Below are 15,563 nucleotides of genomic sequence, written 5' to 3' on the forward strand. Positions count from 1 at the left end.
CGATCACTCGACCACTCGCGCAGCGCCGACTTGTCCGCATCGCACTGACGCAACTGGCTCTGAAGCTCAGCACAGTATTCGGGCAGATCGCCCCACGTCTTGCCGGTGTACTTCGGAACCGGGTAACCCTGCAGCAGGCTGGCTGGTGGATAGACATACTCAGTCCTTTTCTGAATCACCGGGGCCGGCGCGCAGGACGTCAGCAACCACGCCAGGGTGACGGGTATCAGCGCACACATCTTTCGCGAGTGCGTTTCGTAGTCGTTCGATCTGATCACGGGCGTACCTCTCTGCTGCCTGCCTTTCCTGCGCCGCCTTGCTGACGGCTTCGTCACGTCGTTTCAGCTCAGCCTTGAGCTCTGTGTAATCCTCAGACTGCTGACGGATAACTTCCGCGTGCTGTTGGTTAAGTGCCTCCAGCTCTCCCGCCCGCTGGTTCAGCGAATCCCGCTCCTGCATCAGGAACCAGATCGCACCGCCCATCAAAGCCAGTACCAGGGTGATACCGCCGGCAACCCATGGCAGCGCCTTGGCTGAGATCAATTTGCCGATCATCGCTTCCCCTTACTGAATGACTCGATCGCGTTGTTGCCGAAGTAACCGAGAATGATCACGGTGAACGTCCAAGCGAGCCCCTCGAGCAATGGGATCACCGGTTCACGGATTGGCGCGAGCAGCGCGGCAGCCAAGGTGACCAATAGGGCCAGCATGGCTGCGTAGGCCAGTCGGCGGCGGTGGCGCCAGTGCACTGCTGGGTCTGGATGCTCAGGCCCGGTCGTCATCACGCACCTCGCATCTCGTTGAACATCGCCCTGATCTCCTGCTCGTCGCCGCCCTGCTCTTCCAGCCAGGCTTCCAGGTCGTCCCTGCTGATCGCCTTGGCCCGATACTCAGCCCACTTCGCCCGGGCTTTCGTTGCCGTCGGTATTGGTGCGAAGCCCTGGAAGCGCTCGCCGACGCGATCCCTGCAGCTCCGTTCAGCTTCCTCGATGGAGTTGCTGGTCAGCATCGTGCAGCGCTTTCCATCTACGATTGCGGTCAGCTGGTTCATGTCAGTCCCCGTGATACCGCTTGCCCATTGGCCCATGCCCGCGATCATCGGCAGCCAGGAAGCGCTTCCCAGCCGCCAGCTGGTTCCTCAGTCGGGCATTGCGATCACGTTCAGCCCGCCAGCGCATGCCCAGCTGGATCACCAGGTCCTCAACCGCCAGCCCCTGGCCGGTCTCTTTGTCTACCAGGCCGGAGCCGTGGCAGTGGTTGCACGGCAGGTCGTGGAAAAGGCCGGTCACCACGCCGTCCTTGCACTCAGTGCAGGCCTTCAGCGGCTTCGACTGACGCCGGAACGCCGGGCCCGCCCGCTTCTTCATGCCGCCACCTGCACGAACCGGTAGCCCTGCTCCATCAGTCGGTGCTGGGTTCGAATGACGCCCTGCAGGTGCAGAAGGTCACGTTGCTCGCGGGTGTGGGTTCTGGCGTAGCCGCCATCCAACCACGCATGGCAGGTTCGGCAGGCATAGGCGCCATGGGCATCCGGTGCCTTAGTGGCCATGCCTGCGCCATTCAGATGAGCGAGCACCACAGTTTCCGGATCGCCGCAGCAGATGCCCGGGACACGCACCAGGCACTGCTCGCCCGCAGCGCTCTGCCGAACCTTGGTTGTGCGCCGGGGCTTGCTCTTCAGTCCCTGGCCCGACTTCAGGCCGGTCTTGGCCTTCAGTGGCGTCTTTCGTTGGAGTGGCTGGCCTCGCTTCACGCTGCGTCGCCTCCCTGCCTGTAGGACAGCCAGTCGAAGCCCAGCGCCTTGCCGCCGTTCTCCCTGAGGCGATCAACGACCCGCTCGCCCAAGCACTTATTGAGATCAGACGCCGGCAGGTTGGTAATGAGAACGGTGGGCTTCTCCAGCAGATACCGGGCGTTGATCGCTTCATAGGCCACGGTCTGCTCGAACTCCGTGAAGTTTTGCATGCCCACCTCATCCAGAATCACCAGCTCAGGCTTGGCGAACTGATCGTAGACGTCCTGCTCGCTGTAATCGGATGACTTCCTCCAGCTGCCCTTCACCTCGCGGATCAGCTCCGCAAACGTCCAATACTCGCCGGGCTTGCAGGTTCTCAGGATCACGTCGCGCAGCAGGGCGCAAGACAGATGCGTCTTCCCGTTGCCCACGTTGCCCAGCAGAATCAGAGATCGCCCCTCGTGCTTGCCCGAGGCCAGCAGGTCGCCATATTCCTGAATCTTGCGCAGCACACTGGCAGACTTGCCGCTGACAGGCCGGTATTCGTCGAAACCCTTGTCGGCAAATCGCTTCGGGATTCCGCTCTTCGCCACGAATCGAACAGCACGCTCGCGCATCATCTCCAGCTGCCGCTGCCGCTCTTCCTCCCGCATCCGGGCCTGAATCGCTTCGTCAGCGCACTCAGGGCACCCCTTCCAGCCTTCCGACACCCGCCCCTTGCCGCTGTAGTGGATATCGATGAAGTTGCCATGGCGGGAGCATTCGCCCTTGCGGCGCTCGTCGATGCCAAGCATGTGATCCATCTGCTCGTCGGGCTGTCCCATCAACTCAGAAATTAGCGACCCCATCGGGCACCTCCTGCTTCAGGCCTTGGCTGTAATCGATCTCACTGAACCCGGAATGCCTGGGGCGATCCGGAAAGGGCTCTGGGGGCGACCACTCGCTTTCGAACTCACACGACGGCCCGAAGAACCGCTGCGCCTGCATGACGAATTCGGTGTTGGTCTTCCCGGTGCCTTGGCAGAACTTCGCGTAGCGGACAACGCCAGCCAGGATCTGAGCCGGGTCGTGGCCCTCCTTGGTCCTCGCCTTCCAGGCTTTGAACGCTTGGCGCTTCGGGTTGCTGCCGGGGCGTTTGGGGTATTTGCCCCACGCCAGTTCGAACTCCTGGGGGTAGGGCGGTTTTTTCTCAGGGCCGTCAGCGTTGGCCGAATCAGTCTGCGTGGGCGCATCGCTTGCCGATGTGCCAAGTGTGTTTATGGATTCAGGATTCAGAGAATCAGGATTCAGAGAATCAGATGGACAACGAGCGCCTTCGTTGATTCTTTGTTTGTTTAACGTTGGCTCAACGTTGGGCTTTTGTTGATTTGACGTTTTCCCAACAACGGTCTTTCTATAATCCTTCGTTGCCCTTCCTTTTGATGAATTACAGCTCTTGCACAGGGTTTGCAGGTTGCATTCTTCATTTGTGCCACCGTCAGCCAATGGTTTTATATGGTCTAACGAAAGCCCTTCATTGGCTCCGCACTTCAGGCACTGGCCTCCATCACGCTCAAAGATTGCTTCGCGAAGACCTTTCGACACATCGTAGGCGTGGCGACTAACTGCTTTTGTGCCTTCAGGAGGCGGGATCTTGCTGGCCACTTCTTTGTGGTGAGGCATTTGGTGCTTAACGAAGTTTTCAACCTGCACATACTTCTTGCCGTCGACTTCGTATCGCTTAATAAGGCCCATATCCGCCAGCGCTGAAAGCCCGGAGTCGATTTCCACGTCATCGCCAGGGAACAGCTCCATTTTGATGCGCTTAGGGCGATCCTCGAGACGACCCTCACGGTCCGCCAGCATCCACAGCCCAATGAACAGCAGCCGGTGCTCAAATGCGAGATCAACCAGATCTTCGTTCTTCCAGAACCCCGGTTTGATGTTTCGTGCTCGCATTACGCCACCTTCTCGATTGCTTTGTTGTGAGTGAACAGTCCGTCCCAGGTCCGCTTCATGGGCAACTGACCGTCCAGATAGATCTTGTGAAGGGCGACAGCGCCCTTACGCAGCAACACCGGCGTTGCGCGGAGCATGACCTGGCCGCTGCTGCGGGGAACATTGCTATGCCGCTCGGTGAGGTATCGATCCCGGGCGTATGAGGTAACCCGCCAGCCAAAACCGTCGTGATAGAGCCAGTTCCGCCGGTGAAGCTCGTGACTGATCTGCTGGCAGTTCACGCCATTCAGCCGCTTCGCAAACGCCGCGGGGGTCATCCCCTCGTCGAACAGGTTGTGCAGGGCCTCCACCTCGCCGGCCAGCTGCTCATTGGCGACGCTCAGCTGGGCGTTTTTTTCAGCCATGTCCGCCGCCAGACGCAGCGCCTCCGGCAGGGATTGCGGAACACTTGGGGAGAGCCCCTTTAACTTCTCCAGAACAACTCGACGGACGCTTTTGCTCTCCCGCATGGCCACCAGCATGCATTGCTCCTGAGTGAGCTCGTACGCCTCGGTGGTCGTTCTGTTCGAATTTTGAACTACAATTTTTTTGTAGTAGTCCCCATCCAGCTCATCAGCCACCCGGGCGTGAAACACGTTCCGCCGTAACACCGGCTCGCCATGGCTGGCCCGGGCCTCATTGACCCAGTCCAGAAGATGGAGAGTGCTCAGATTTGCTCCCGGCTGGTTGCCGGCTAAGATCAGGTCAGCCATAATCACTCCTGTCTCGTGTATAGAACCCCGGCAGGCCTGCCAGCCTTTGACCCGGGGTTTTCCTTTTTCAGGCGGTTGCTTCCGCCGGTTCCCCTATCAGTACTTTTCGAAGCTTCCGAAAACTCCCTGGGCTTGGTCCGATCACGCCGTGATCCTCCAGCGCATCGATCAGGTTGTGCGCCCGATTGAAGCCGATGCCGAAGTGCTCCTGCAGCAGCGTCACGGAAACCATCCCGGTCTCAGTCGCATGCGTAATGGCGGCCTGGAATAGCTCGTCGTCCTCTCCCTGTTGGGAAGGTGGCGGCTCATCCACGATTGCGGAGTCATCTTCTCCGCCCAGAGCATCCAGCAGAGCTGGGATCAGCCGGGACAGCTCCAGGGTCATCAGCGAGAAGGCGGCGTCAAAGCGGGCCACGGCGTCGTCTGCTTCCACGTCGTCCAGCTTCTCCTGCAGGGTGTCGCCGAACTTCAGCTGGCGAATGGCCAGTTCCTCATCGAGCGTGAAAGACAGGTTGTTGTCCCAGGTGATGGCCAACTTGGTTACCTGCATGCCGGCGTCCAGGTGGCTGCGGATCTCGTCGCCCTGCAGATCCAGCCCCTTGCAGCGCACCACGCCACCGTCTTCGGACGGGTCCTTGAGTTCGCAGGCATCGCCCAGGGCCACCACCGAAGGCAGATCGATTGACTCGTTGAGCCAGCCAGTGAGGGTGAACGCCGGCGCCTGCTCCACGGTCGGTGGCCGCACTGGCAGCGAACCCAGGCTCTTGCGCAGGAACGAGGCCAGATCCTCCGCCTGTTTGGCGGAACTGGCATCCACCACCAATATCCCGTCTTTTGGCGCCAGGTAGGCGAAGCAGCGACGGTTCTTGGAGAACGCCCGGGGCAGCATCTCCAGGGTGACCTGCTCCTTGATCTCGTCTTTTTCCTTGCGGCGGACCTTCCGCAGCTGCTCCGCCTCAATGGTCTCAACGCGATCCTCAACCAGCTCATTGATCACCGACGGTGGCAGCAGCTTCTCTTCTTTGCGCAGAGTAATCAGGTGATAGCCGCCAGCGCTGTGCACCAGCTGTTCGCCGTGCTTGCCCAGGGGCGCAACCCAGCCCTGCCGAGAGATCTCCTGCGGCCCACATGGCTTGAAAGCGTCGGCTTGCAGCTGCTCTTCCAGCCACTCGGCGGTGATTGGGAACGGTTTTGCAAACCGGAAAATTCTGGCGTTCTTGAAAAACATGGCGCGCTCTCCGTTATTGGTTGGCCAGGTGGCGGGCTGCTCCAGGGCCGCTGGTGATGCTTACCCGAATCATCCTGCCATCTACTGGCTGGTCCCGGTGAACGACTGGGTGAATGCGGAAATGTCGGTCGTCGATGTTCAGTGCGTCCGCCAGCCCGTCCCGGCCAGCCTTGAACGCTGCAATGATGTTGTCGTCATCCCGGGGGCGGCGGTCCGGCGGGTAGATGTCCAGGAACAGATGGACCCCCTGCCCGGCTTCCACCACCGCTTTCAGCTGGTCGATCCGCCAGCCGTTGGTGGCGATGGCTTGGCGGGTCAGAATGAAACACTCGTAGCGGTACCGCTTGGCCGGCCTCCTTCGTTTCGCCCAGTGCCCGCGGGCGTTGTTGGGGTTCAGCTCCTTCGGTGGGTATGAGAACTCCACCAGCCACTTGTCATCGGTACCCACGGCGGTCCCTCTACGTTGGTTGAATGCGGCCCGTTACGGGGGCCAGGCGGCATGATCGACGGGGCGGCGGTTCGATACCTTCGCCTCATGCGGCTGGCGTTCTATCGCCGGGACCCAATCCCCAGCTGCAATGTCGGCACCTCGACGGGCGTTCGCCCTGCCTGGCCAGCGTTACCGGCTGCTTCTGAAAGCGCTGCAGCACGCGCCACTGCCAAAACTCAAAACACTGGATGTTTATCCACCCACAGTCAGCCGGGTATTCCGCCAGCCTGGATGTGGTCCAATAGGAACTGTCAGGCGGCCTCCCCCGAGCTTCCCGCCGGCAGCCCATCCGTTGGATTCGGGTAGATGTCTGGGCGCAGCTCGTGGGGGGTTACCTGCCATCTGGAGCCTTCGCAGATGGCGAGAACCCGCTTTGGTGAAATCGGTCGAATGCCATTCACCATCTGATAGAGGTAAGCGGGAGCCACGCTGACGCGCTTGGCGAAATCTGAGCGCCCGCCCGGGGGCAGCTGATTCAAATACGTAGAGAGCTTCATGAACGGAAATGTAGCTTTTGCTATATCTAAGGTCAATAGCCAAAGCGATATTAGCAGGCGCTATACTCGGCCAATGGATAGACGAGAAGCAGTAAAACGCTTAATTGACGAGCGATTTGGCGGCAAGCAAGCCGATTTTGCGAGAGCTATAAATCGATCTCCCTCTCTTGTATGGCAGTGCTTAAACGGCCACCGAAATATTGGTGAGAAACTGGCACGCGAAATCGAGAACAAGCTCCGGCTCAAGCCCGGATGGCTGGACGGACCATCGATAGAATCCACCCTTCCCGGACAGCTGGGCGCCCTGGACTCCGATGACAATCCGCCAGCGGCATCGTCCTCAGAAATAGATTTGCTCCTGGCAAGCGCCTCTCCCCGTTCGCGGCAGCAGTTATTGCGAATTGCGCAGGCTGCAGCAGACGGCAGGCTCAGCGAGGCCGACATCAAAATGCTGAGCGATATCGCCAAACGACTGGAAAAAGGAAGTACCGACCACCGTGACGACTACCCAAACTTCCAGCCAGACCCGGCTGATCAGGATACTTGAGCCCTCAGCTTACCGAGGCATGCTACATTGGGTAGACCCAGGTGACGGTCACATTTCCGATGTTCATGTGGCACGGTACTCGGTAGGCCCGGAAACCTCTGTAGAGGCTTATTCGAAGATTTATCCGTACGACGACGGCAAGAACCGGGGCATGGTGAACGAAATCACCGGCTACCTGGTGTGCCATGCCCTCGGCATTCCCCAGCCGGCCCGCGCCTTTGTGGCGTTCGTACCTCTGCGGCAGATTTGCACACCGGATGCTTCGCCCATGATTCAGGCGCTGGCGGAGCAAGTGGAGCACTACCCGGCGTTCTGCACTCAGCGGCTGGACGGCAAGAGCGCGGCCTACCGGTTACCTGAGATTGCATTGCCCGGCCTGATCAAGGATGTACAAGGATGGAGCAAGTTGCCCGCCGCCATGGCGCTGGATGATCAGATTGCCAACGTAGACCGGCACCTGAACAACCTGATCCGGACGGGCAAAAACTCCTTTGCCGTGATCGACAATGGCATTCTGGCTATACCGCCCGCGAGTGACACACACCACTGGAAAGTTGAGCACCTGGACGCCCTGGCATTGTTCCGAAACAGGCTCTGCGAGCACCTATTCGACGGCGTACCGCCAAACAAAACCGTAAGCGCCACCCTCGGCGTGGCCCAAAATTGCTTGCCTGCCGTAGACTCTGTGATCGATGAACTTGAATTCTGGTGGGGGAAACTGCTCACCTCTGAAGATTGCGAAAAGTTCAGGGCGTTTATTCTGGAAAGGACGTCTCAGATTGAAGCGATCCTGAGACGCAGATACAACCGGCTGCTATAATCGGCACATGATGCTCGCTTCCCTTATTGAACATGCAGACACCGTGGGCGCCCCCAGTGTAGTGGGGCGTTACAGGCTTTTGCGTGTGTGCCCAGACCCAGTTACCGACGAATGGTTTAACGTTGGCGTTTGCTTTCAGGCAGCCGACGGCAGCCACCATTATCGGTTGCTGGAGAGCATGAATGCCTTCAAATGCCTGTACGGTAACCACGCTGTGGGGAACCTGAACAACCTGCTTTCCGTGGTTGCAGATGCAGCTGAAACGGGCAATCTGGACCAGCTAGGCCCTCATATCCGGGCAGGTCAGGAACATTACGCCGCCGGGGATTCCGCAGACGACATTCTGGCACAGATGTTCGATACGTTTGTTACCCTCAGTCGCCGGACCGGCGAGGAAGTCGAACTCAAAGAAAGGACCGAAGGCCTGAGCACCACCGATTTACGAAAGCTCGTGCTGGGGGAGGTGAAAAACCGGTTCAGAGGCCTCTATAACCAGTCGTTTCATGACAAGCCCATCTCCCTGACAGACCCTGTTAACAACGAAAAGCGCCGGTACGACCTACCGATATTCCGCCAGCCAAAGCTGGGGAGCGGCACAACCCGGTTTGCCTCGATCATATCGGCCTTCGTGAAAACCGATATCAACCGCGCTTATCACCTGGACCGGGGTGCGCTCACGCTATTGAATGCCCGCGATGTGCTCAAGCAAACCGGGCGCTCAGAAGGCGCTTTCTTCATCTTGCGGCCCCACGAAGGGGCGCCGGGGTTTGATGAGCCGGTGATGAACAAGATCGACGACGACATCGACACCGCCATATTCCACTTCCGGCACGACAAGCACTTTCATTTTGAGGTCTTCGACGATCCCAAGATTCTGACCGAATACGCTATCGACTACGCCAGCTGATCACTCGATAAGATCGTCGACATCCACAGACAGCGCTTGCGCCAGGGCTTTCAGAACCTTGGTGGAAGCGGTTTTACCAGCGCCCTCAATCTGGCTGATGTAGGACTTCCCGACACCAGCGGCGGCACCCAAGGCTTCCTGGGTCAAGCCGCGATACTCCCGCCAAACCTTCAGCGGATGCTCGTCACCGGCGATCAGCCGATCAGCGACCACGGCGGGCACCACCTCATCCTCACCATTCTTCAGCTCGCTCATAGCCTGCCTGGCATCCGCGGCATCCTTCACTTCCTCCGCCAGCGCGAGCAATTCCAGGTATTCGCTGTAAGGCAGCACGGCATATTCCGGCTTGCCCTCTCGCTCAATGATTTGCGCGCTCATTTGTAAACATCTCCCCTTGGCCCGACCTTAAGCACCAGCACTAACAACTCCCCGTCATCAATACTGCAGACGGCCCGGTAACCCCCTTGCCTTAACCGCCAATAGGGCTCCCCTTTCAAGGGCTTCCAGTCGCCGCTGTATGCGTACGGGTCTTTCGCAATAACACTCAGCTCACACTGCAACTTCTGCGCCTGCGGGCGCGGCATCTTTCGAAGCGCCTTCAGCGCCGACTTCTTGTAGGTCAGTTTGTGCATGAAGAAAGTTTACCACAAGTTTACTGTCAGGCAACCGCCGTGCGCCTGGCAGCACTCTCCTGAGATCGCGGCCAGGATCATCAGCCCCGCCCCGGACTACCCAAGCCGCTCAATATCCGACTGGCTGTGCTCTTGCACGTACTCACGAAGCGCCTTATCCATTCGAGACTGCCAGCCCTTGCCGGTCGCCCGGAAGGCTTCCACCACATCCGGCGATAGCCGAATGGTGATCCGCTCCTTGGTTACCTCAGCCTTGGGCCGCCCCATCGGCCGCAGGCGCTTGAAGTCTTCGTCTGACAGCTCGTAGGTGTCCGGATCGGCGGCAATGCCGGCATTGATCTCGGCGTCTTCCTCGTCGGTCGGCAGCTGAATCACGCGGCCACTCTTAGTTTTTATCTGCATAACGCTTCACCTCTCTGCTGTTGGCTTTGCGAAGGCTGATGATCCGTCGCACCCCCGCCCTGTCGGTAAAGACCACGCAATACAGGCGGTCGCCCCTGAGCGCAAAACCGACATAGCGCTCTTCCCCGTAGTCGTGCCGCGTGTCCGGCTCAAACACCAGAGTGTCCCACTCAAGCCCTGCCGCCTCGGATAACGACACGCCGTGCTTTTCACGGTTGGCGGCGTCCTTGGCTGAGTCGAAATCAATGTCCATTGACTTACTGTACATACACTAAGTCCGTCCGGCAACGCCTACCTGCCGCCCAGAGTCTCTGAAGTAAAGCTGGAGGCACCCCCGCAAAAATATATAGCTTTTGCTATTGACCTAAAAATATAGCTGCTGCTATTGTTTGCCCATAACGCAGATCAAGGAGCAGACAAGTGTCCCGCAAACAGAAGCCACATTACCCCCGAATGGAAGTCGAGCTGGCGGATGAGTCCCTGCTCCCGCCTCGCCGGGCCGAAGTCGTCATGCTGGCGGCGCGGGGCATGAGCGCCAAGGAGATTGGTCGCTTGCTCGACATCTCGCCAGACACCGTTAACTGGCACCTCGATGAGGCCAAGAATCAGTTTCACGCGCACAGCCGGGTCGATCTGATCTCCCAGGGCTGGATGCAGGGCCTGTTCCGGGCCCGGATGTTGGCCTGGGCGCTGATGGCCTTCGCCATGGTGCCGGCAGTCCGCAGCCGCCCCGCCCCGGTTAACGGCACTCGCCCGCCTGTCGTGCGAAACATCATCGGCCGGACCCCGGTTCGATCCATCTACGGATAAGAGTTGGCAGCGCCGCTGGGAGAATACGCATGAACCTGATTAACACCCCTTACAAATTGTCCGTTGTGCACTCGGCACGGAAGCCACGCTCGGGGCAGATCGATGTCGCCCCGCTTTTTTCCCACGCAGAGCTTGAGCACTACGACATCCCGACCTATTTGCGGCGCCGGGCAGAGCGCCTGAACAGCGGGCGAGACGCGGCAAACTCGGAGCGGCTGCAGGCATACACCAACAAGCTGGCGGACCAGTTCGCAGCGCAGAAGCAGGCAGAGTTCGGGCGAGTTATCCGCTTCCCGGCCCAGCTCCGCAGCATCGATGGTGGTGCGGCGTGAGCGCCCTCAAAGCCGGCCAGGAGCTGGCGCACATCGTCGAGCTGGCGGAGGACATCAGCCGCCGGCGGATCGCGGATGCCGATGTCCACTTCTTCGGCAGCCTCCACAAGATCATCGTCGAGGTGCGCTCGATCCCCTGGGCCCCAGCCACGGCCAAAACCCTGCTGCTTGAGGAAGCCCACATCGACAGCGCCGAGGCCTGGGCCCGCCTGCACTCAATCCGCCAGCGTCTGGAGCAGATCAACGCCCAGGGCGCCGGCACACAACCGGCAAACCGCCAGCAAGGAGAGACAGCATGTTGATACTTACACGCCGCGTCGGCGAAACCCTGGTCATCACCCCTCCCGGGTGCGAGCCCATCGAGGTAACCATCCTCGCGATCACTGGCTACCAGGCCCGCATCGCCACCAAGGCTCCGGCCGATGTGGTGATCGATCGCCTGGAAATCCACGAGCGCAAGAAAGCGAACGCAGAGTAGACGATCTGCGGCCTTGCCCCAGGGTGTAGTCGGGGCCTTTTCGAATGGAGTCAGAGCATGTCAGACACCGGGAAGAACCCAAGCCCGTCCGGGGCTTTCAAGATCACTGAGGATGTGATCAGCCACCTTCGCGATTGCGCCGCCAGAGGTATGAACCTGGATGCCGGTGCCCGGGCGTTCGGTTGCGCGCCCACTACCCTGCGCCAAGCCGCCCAGAGACAAGGCATCAGCGAGGAAATCCGGGGCCTATTCAACCGCCAGCGAGAGACTGGCAAAGGCCAAGTGCGCCACCTTACGCCCGACCAGGTGGCCGGATGCCCCCTGATCATCGATAAGAGTCAGCCTGCCGTGCGGTGGCTGACCAAGGCATGGAGGAGCGCGGCGTGATCGAGGAAGCGAAGCAGGAGCTGGGCATGATCGTCGGTTTGGCGGTAACCCTGAGCACCAACCGAACCAAGTTGGCAGAGGTTCAGTATCTCGGCGATGGCCAGGTGGTAGTTGTTATGTACCGGTCCGCCAGTAACGGAAAGCTCCAGTACCACGAAGCGGTTTGGCTCGATAACGGCGAGGCCTGGCCAAAGCTCCGAAAGATTCGGAATGACCTTGAGCAGCTTCTGCCTCAGCCGAAGGGTATGGCGATGCCATGGCGCGGGCAAAGGATCTGGAAAACCGCATCCGCGGAGCAGGATTTCAGCATGATCAGTAGGAGGGATTCGAAGTGACAACCCCAATCCAGAACAACCCGCCAGCAGCCGCGCAAGCCCTGCTGAGCATAGCCGCCGGAGACACCAGCGGCAGCCGGGCAGCGGCCGGGGTATTGCTTTCACTTTGGGACGAGAGCTACGGCGCCGGGCTGATCGACGCCATGCGCACTCTGGACGACCGGCTTACCCGGGCAGCACTGGGGCTGATGCTCCACACCGCTGCAGGCGGCCGGCTGTATGAGCTGCTGACCGATGCGCAGATGGCACCCGTTATCGATGCATGGGGTGATTACTGGGAGCTGGAGAGAGCGGAGCGGGAGCGCGAATCATGAGTCAGTTGGGATTGAACCTGGGCCACGAACTGGTGGTTGATCTGTTCGCCGGCGGCGGCGGTGCGTCCTGCGGCATTGAGCAGGGTATCGGCCGGCCGGTGGATATCGCGGTGAACCATGACCCCATGGCGATCACAATGCACGAAGCAAACCACCAGCAGACCCGGCATTTCTGTGAAAGCGTGTTCAGCGTGAACCCGGTGGAGGTCACCGGTAACCAGCCGGTCGGGCTGCTGTGGGCTTCTCCGGACTGCACCCATCACAGCAAGGCCAAAGGCGGCAAGCCGGTATCAGCCAAGCGTCGGGGCCTGGCCTGGGTAGTCGTGAAATGGGCCCGGCGGACCCGGCCCCGGGTGATCATGCTGGAGAACGTCGAGGAGTTCGAGGATTGGGGGCCGGTCATACCGAAGAAGGGCCCGGACGGCCAGGTGCTGCGGTTCCCTGACGGCAAGCCCCAGCTTGTGCCCTGCCCTGAGCGCAAGGGCCAGGAGTTCCGCAAGTTCGTCGGCCAGCTGGAGCGTATTGGCTACCAGGTAGATTGGCGCCAGCTCCGAGCCTGCGACTACGGCGCGCCGACCATTCGCAAGCGACTGTTCCTGATCGCCCGGCGTGACGGCCGACAGATCGTCTGGCCGGCTGCCACGCATGGACAGCCCGAGTCGCTGCCAGTGCGCCGCGGCAAGATGAAGCCCTACCGCACGGCAGCAGAGTGCATCGACTGGTCGATCCCCTGCCCGTCCATCTTCGAGCGGAAGAAGCCGTTGGCAGAGAACACCATGCGCCGGATCGCCCAAGGCATGAAGCGGTTTGTACTGGAAACGGAAGAGCCGTTCATCGTGAAAGCGAACCACTGTGCGCCGGGTTACGACCAATTCCGGGGTCAGGGTCTGCTGGAGCCGCTGCAGACGGTTACCGCATCCAACGGTTACGCCCTGGTGACTCCCTACGTGACCAAGTTCCGCAACGGGGCCGTTGGTCACCGGGCGGACGAGCCCATGCACACCGTCACGGCCAACAGCTTCGTAAAGCGCCCTGGTGGCGCCGCTCCAATCGGCCTGGTCGCGCCAACCATGATAGCGATCGACCACGGCAGCGCACGTAGTGGCTGCAACTGGAGCGCCCAGGAGCCGCTGACGACAATCACAACCGAGAACCGGCACGCCCTGGTAACTGCCTTCCTGGCCAAGCACTACGGCGGCGTGGTGGGCATCCCTGCCAACGTACCGACAGGAACGGTGACCACAGTTGATCACCACTCAGTGGTTGCTGCTCACATCCAGCGTCAATTTGGCAGCAGCGTTGGCAGTGATCCCCGAGATCCAATCGGCACGGTCACCGCCGGTGGCGGCGGAAAATCAGCACTGGTCGCGGCGTTCATGGCCCCCTACTACAGCAGCGGATCAGGCGAAACCGGGCGCGATCTTCGCCAGCCAACACCAACGGCCACCACCAAGGACCGGTTGCAGCTGGTCACCGTCCAGATCGACGGCGCCACCTACGTCGTCACCGACATCGGCATGCGGATGCTGCAGCCACACGAACTCTTTCTGGCCAACGGCTTCCCCGCGGATTACCAGATCGCGCCCGAGTTCAACGGTAAGCCGCTGCCGAAATATGCCCAGGTTCGCATGTGTGGGAACTCGGTACCACCGGTATGGCCCCGGGCCCTGGTCCAAGCCAACTTCGCACACGAGAAACAGTTGGAGGCTACGGCATGAACGCAGTCGCCCCAACACTGATTCAGCAGATGAACATGCAGTTCGTTGATATCCCGCCAGCCCCAAAGCGCGGGCGACAGGATGACTCCGATCTGTCCGACATTCAGCGAGTAGTTAGGCGCATCGGCGGGATCTACGCCCACCAGAGCATGACCTGGCTGGAGATTTCGACCAACTGGCGGCCGGGCACCCAGACCGGCTACCGAAAGCGGTCGTTCTGGTCCCTGCGCCGGCTTGGCAAAGCTATCGATCAGGCGGTTGCTGAAGGGTTAATTGAAGACACCGACGGCAGCGATTGCGAGTGGCGCCTGACCGAAGCAGGGAAACGCTACTTCATGGAGGCTACATCATGATCATCGCGACATTCGAGCAATGGAAAACAGCGTCCATCGAGCACCTGGAAGCGGCGAACCCTGAAGTTGAATGCCCTACTTGTGAGGGTGACGGCGTGTTCTATGAGGATTGTCACTGCTGCGGCCAGGAGACAGAGATTGATTGCGCTCTGTGCGATGGCGCCGGCGTGGTTCTGTACAGCGACGCTTCTGGTCTCTGCCGTGATCAGTTCAACCGTCGGGAATATTTCAGGGCGGTCATTCGCGACCTTCGCAAGTGGTGTGCCTTCACCCGCCAGGACTTCTTGGAAGTAGCAGGCCACTTCGTCAGCGAGTTTCGGGAGGGCCGTTATGTCTAAGCCCAAAATCCGCAAGAAGCGTCACAACGGCATGAAGCGGGCGCAGCGGTTCTTCAACCGCACACGCATCTGGACCTGGGAAGCTGACCGCGATCCCCGGGACGATACCCAGCGGGCCATTGCCGAGGCGAGGACCATTCGCGGCTGGGAGCGTCTGGACGGTGACGTGGCCAACGCCCTCGTGCGCCACCGGCACAACTGGATCATCTGCGTTCGCGCCCTGTGCCAGAACATCCATGGCGCGGAGTGGGTCGAGGAAGAAGTCAGGATCGCTCGAAATGTCGTGCTCAATGACTTCCAAGATCTGTACCTGGGGCTGCGAGCCGAAGTGCTCAAGGCCCAGCGCCTGGACCAGGTGATCGACGTCGGCTGGATCTGCGGCACCTTCGGCGATAACCGGACACCGGATGATGAAGCGCTATCTCTCCACGGTATCGGCAAACCCAGCAAAGAGCGCCAGGCAACTTGGCGCCAGGTCCATGAAGCGAAAGCGGGTCAGCGGGAGGCGGCATGAGCAATTGCGAGTACGCGCAGAAGTACTACGCCCTTC

At 60.3% G+C, this 15,563-nt stretch carries 28 protein-coding genes and 1 pseudogene; 13 read left to right on the forward strand and 16 right to left on the reverse strand.

Features of this window, described 5'->3' with window-relative positions; translation table 11 throughout:
* Positions 1–159: 159 nt before the first annotated feature.
* The 12 genes and pseudogenes from J2887_RS14925 to J2887_RS21860 form a co-directional block, all read right to left on the reverse strand.
* Positions 160–555, reverse strand: a complete 396-nt coding sequence (locus J2887_RS14925) for a DUF2570 family protein (RefSeq protein WP_227171891.1) — start codon at positions 553–555, stop codon at positions 160–162.
* Positions 552–782: a hypothetical protein gene (locus J2887_RS14930; RefSeq protein WP_227171892.1), complete on the reverse strand. Its 231-nt coding sequence runs from the start codon at positions 780–782 to the stop codon at positions 552–554. The genes J2887_RS14925 and J2887_RS14930 overlap by 4 nt, the downstream gene beginning before the upstream one ends.
* Complete coding sequence (locus tag J2887_RS14935) at positions 782–1,051, reverse strand: hypothetical protein (RefSeq protein ID WP_227171893.1); 270 nt, start codon at positions 1,049–1,051, stop codon at positions 782–784. Before J2887_RS14935 ends, J2887_RS14930 begins: the two co-directional genes overlap by 1 nt.
* Before the next feature lies 1 nt (position 1,052).
* The gene (locus J2887_RS14940; protein WP_227171894.1) at positions 1,053–1,367 is read right to left on the reverse strand and encodes a hypothetical protein; all 315 of its coding nucleotides are present in this window, start codon (positions 1,365–1,367) and stop codon (positions 1,053–1,055) included.
* Positions 1,364–1,753 carry a nuclease domain-containing protein gene (locus J2887_RS14945; RefSeq protein ID WP_227171895.1) on the reverse strand — a complete coding sequence of 130 codons (390 nt, stop codon included), beginning with the start codon at positions 1,751–1,753 and terminating at the stop codon, positions 1,364–1,366. The genes J2887_RS14940 and J2887_RS14945 overlap by 4 nt, the downstream gene beginning before the upstream one ends.
* Positions 1,750–2,583 carry an ATP-binding protein gene (locus J2887_RS14950; RefSeq protein ID WP_227171896.1) on the reverse strand — a complete coding sequence of 278 codons (834 nt, stop codon included), beginning with the start codon at positions 2,581–2,583 and terminating at the stop codon, positions 1,750–1,752. The genes J2887_RS14945 and J2887_RS14950 overlap by 4 nt, the downstream gene beginning before the upstream one ends.
* Positions 2,564–3,673, reverse strand: coding sequence for an HNH endonuclease (locus J2887_RS14955; protein WP_227171897.1), 1,110 nt, complete (start codon positions 3,671–3,673; stop codon positions 2,564–2,566). Before J2887_RS14955 ends, J2887_RS14950 begins: the two co-directional genes overlap by 20 nt.
* Positions 3,673–4,425, reverse strand: coding sequence for a hypothetical protein (locus J2887_RS14960; protein ID WP_227171898.1), 753 nt, complete (start codon positions 4,423–4,425; stop codon positions 3,673–3,675). The genes J2887_RS14955 and J2887_RS14960 overlap by 1 nt, the downstream gene beginning before the upstream one ends.
* 67 nt (positions 4,426–4,492) lie before the next feature.
* Positions 4,493–4,738 (reverse strand): DNA translocase FtsK, encoded by a 246-nt coding sequence (locus J2887_RS21780; RefSeq protein WP_324197266.1) that lies wholly within the window; start codon positions 4,736–4,738, stop codon positions 4,493–4,495.
* Positions 4,730–5,653: pseudogene (gene rdgC, locus J2887_RS14965) on the reverse strand (recombination-associated protein RdgC); the annotation flags it as partial. The gene J2887_RS21780 and the pseudogene rdgC, both read right to left, overlap by 9 nt.
* 13 nt (positions 5,654–5,666) lie before the next feature.
* Positions 5,667–6,101: a hypothetical protein gene (locus tag J2887_RS14970; RefSeq protein ID WP_227171900.1), complete on the reverse strand. Its 435-nt coding sequence runs from the start codon at positions 6,099–6,101 to the stop codon at positions 5,667–5,669.
* 293 nt (positions 6,102–6,394) lie between these two features.
* Positions 6,395–6,640 carry a YdaS family helix-turn-helix protein gene (locus J2887_RS21860; RefSeq protein ID WP_227171901.1) on the reverse strand — a complete coding sequence of 82 codons (246 nt, stop codon included), beginning with the start codon at positions 6,638–6,640 and terminating at the stop codon, positions 6,395–6,397.
* Between J2887_RS21860 and J2887_RS14980 the strand changes: the two genes are divergently transcribed.
* The 3 genes from J2887_RS14980 to J2887_RS14990 all read left to right on the forward strand — a co-directional run bounded on the left by J2887_RS14980 (position 6,639) and on the right by J2887_RS14990 (position 8,914).
* Positions 6,639–7,187, forward strand: a complete 549-nt coding sequence (locus J2887_RS14980; RefSeq protein WP_227171902.1) for a helix-turn-helix domain-containing protein — start codon at positions 6,639–6,641, stop codon at positions 7,185–7,187. The two genes, J2887_RS21860 and J2887_RS14980, sit on opposite strands and share 2 nt — an antisense overlap.
* The gene (locus tag J2887_RS14985) at positions 7,138–8,007 is read left to right on the forward strand and encodes a hypothetical protein (protein ID WP_227171903.1); all 870 of its coding nucleotides are present in this window, start codon (positions 7,138–7,140) and stop codon (positions 8,005–8,007) included. Before J2887_RS14980 ends, J2887_RS14985 begins: the two co-directional genes overlap by 50 nt.
* A gap of 178 nt (positions 8,008–8,185) precedes the next feature.
* A complete protein-coding gene (locus J2887_RS14990) occupies positions 8,186–8,914 on the forward strand; it encodes a hypothetical protein (RefSeq protein ID WP_227171904.1) in 729 nt (242 codons plus the stop codon).
* On the opposite strand, the gene J2887_RS14995 is transcribed toward J2887_RS14990, so the two are convergent.
* The 4 genes from J2887_RS14995 to J2887_RS15010 form a co-directional block, all read right to left on the reverse strand.
* Complete coding sequence (locus J2887_RS14995; protein WP_227171905.1) at positions 8,915–9,292, reverse strand: helix-turn-helix domain-containing protein; 378 nt, start codon at positions 9,290–9,292, stop codon at positions 8,915–8,917.
* Positions 9,289–9,546 carry a type II toxin-antitoxin system RelE family toxin gene (locus J2887_RS15000; protein ID WP_227171906.1) on the reverse strand — a complete coding sequence of 86 codons (258 nt, stop codon included), beginning with the start codon at positions 9,544–9,546 and terminating at the stop codon, positions 9,289–9,291. The genes J2887_RS14995 and J2887_RS15000 overlap by 4 nt, the downstream gene beginning before the upstream one ends.
* Before the next feature lie 96 nt (positions 9,547–9,642).
* Complete coding sequence (locus J2887_RS15005) at positions 9,643–9,948, reverse strand: BrnA antitoxin family protein (RefSeq protein ID WP_227171907.1); 306 nt, start codon at positions 9,946–9,948, stop codon at positions 9,643–9,645.
* Positions 9,932–10,216: a BrnT family toxin gene (locus J2887_RS15010; RefSeq protein WP_227171908.1), complete on the reverse strand. Its 285-nt coding sequence runs from the start codon at positions 10,214–10,216 to the stop codon at positions 9,932–9,934. Before J2887_RS15010 ends, J2887_RS15005 begins: the two co-directional genes overlap by 17 nt.
* A gap of 152 nt (positions 10,217–10,368) precedes the next feature.
* On the opposite strand from J2887_RS15010, the gene J2887_RS15015 reads away from it, so the two are divergent.
* From J2887_RS15015 to J2887_RS15060, 10 genes are all read left to right on the forward strand, one after another.
* Positions 10,369–10,758 (forward strand): response regulator transcription factor, encoded by a 390-nt coding sequence (locus J2887_RS15015; RefSeq protein ID WP_227171909.1) that lies wholly within the window; start codon positions 10,369–10,371, stop codon positions 10,756–10,758.
* Positions 10,759–10,787: 29 nt separating this feature from the next.
* Entirely contained in the window at positions 10,788–11,090 is a 303-nt protein-coding gene (locus J2887_RS15020; RefSeq protein ID WP_227171910.1) for a hypothetical protein, read from the forward strand.
* Positions 11,087–11,392: a hypothetical protein gene (locus J2887_RS15025; protein WP_227171911.1), complete on the forward strand. Its 306-nt coding sequence runs from the start codon at positions 11,087–11,089 to the stop codon at positions 11,390–11,392. Before J2887_RS15020 ends, J2887_RS15025 begins: the two co-directional genes overlap by 4 nt.
* On the forward strand, positions 11,386–11,568 hold the full coding sequence (locus J2887_RS15030) for a carbon storage regulator (RefSeq protein WP_227171912.1): 183 nt from the start codon (positions 11,386–11,388) through the stop codon (positions 11,566–11,568). Before J2887_RS15025 ends, J2887_RS15030 begins: the two co-directional genes overlap by 7 nt.
* Before the next feature lie 383 nt (positions 11,569–11,951).
* The gene (locus J2887_RS15035) at positions 11,952–12,290 is read left to right on the forward strand and encodes a hypothetical protein (RefSeq protein ID WP_227171913.1); all 339 of its coding nucleotides are present in this window, start codon (positions 11,952–11,954) and stop codon (positions 12,288–12,290) included.
* On the forward strand, positions 12,287–12,604 hold the full coding sequence (locus J2887_RS15040; RefSeq protein ID WP_227171914.1) for a DUF7673 family protein: 318 nt from the start codon (positions 12,287–12,289) through the stop codon (positions 12,602–12,604). Before J2887_RS15035 ends, J2887_RS15040 begins: the two co-directional genes overlap by 4 nt.
* Positions 12,601–14,322 (forward strand): DNA cytosine methyltransferase, encoded by a 1,722-nt coding sequence (locus tag J2887_RS15045; protein WP_227171915.1) that lies wholly within the window; start codon positions 12,601–12,603, stop codon positions 14,320–14,322. The genes J2887_RS15040 and J2887_RS15045 overlap by 4 nt, the downstream gene beginning before the upstream one ends.
* Positions 14,319–14,675, forward strand: coding sequence for a hypothetical protein (locus J2887_RS15050; RefSeq protein WP_227171916.1), 357 nt, complete (start codon positions 14,319–14,321; stop codon positions 14,673–14,675). Before J2887_RS15045 ends, J2887_RS15050 begins: the two co-directional genes overlap by 4 nt.
* Positions 14,672–15,013, forward strand: coding sequence for a hypothetical protein (locus tag J2887_RS15055; RefSeq protein ID WP_227171917.1), 342 nt, complete (start codon positions 14,672–14,674; stop codon positions 15,011–15,013). Before J2887_RS15050 ends, J2887_RS15055 begins: the two co-directional genes overlap by 4 nt.
* A complete protein-coding gene (locus J2887_RS15060; protein WP_227171918.1) occupies positions 15,006–15,527 on the forward strand; it encodes a hypothetical protein in 522 nt (173 codons plus the stop codon). Before J2887_RS15055 ends, J2887_RS15060 begins: the two co-directional genes overlap by 8 nt.
* Positions 15,528–15,563: the final 36 nt, after the last annotated feature.

Origin of the sequence: Marinobacter sp. CA1, from assembly GCF_020546665.1 — a bacterium.
Taxonomy (GTDB): domain Bacteria; phylum Pseudomonadota; class Gammaproteobacteria; order Pseudomonadales; family Oleiphilaceae; genus Marinobacter; species Marinobacter xestospongiae.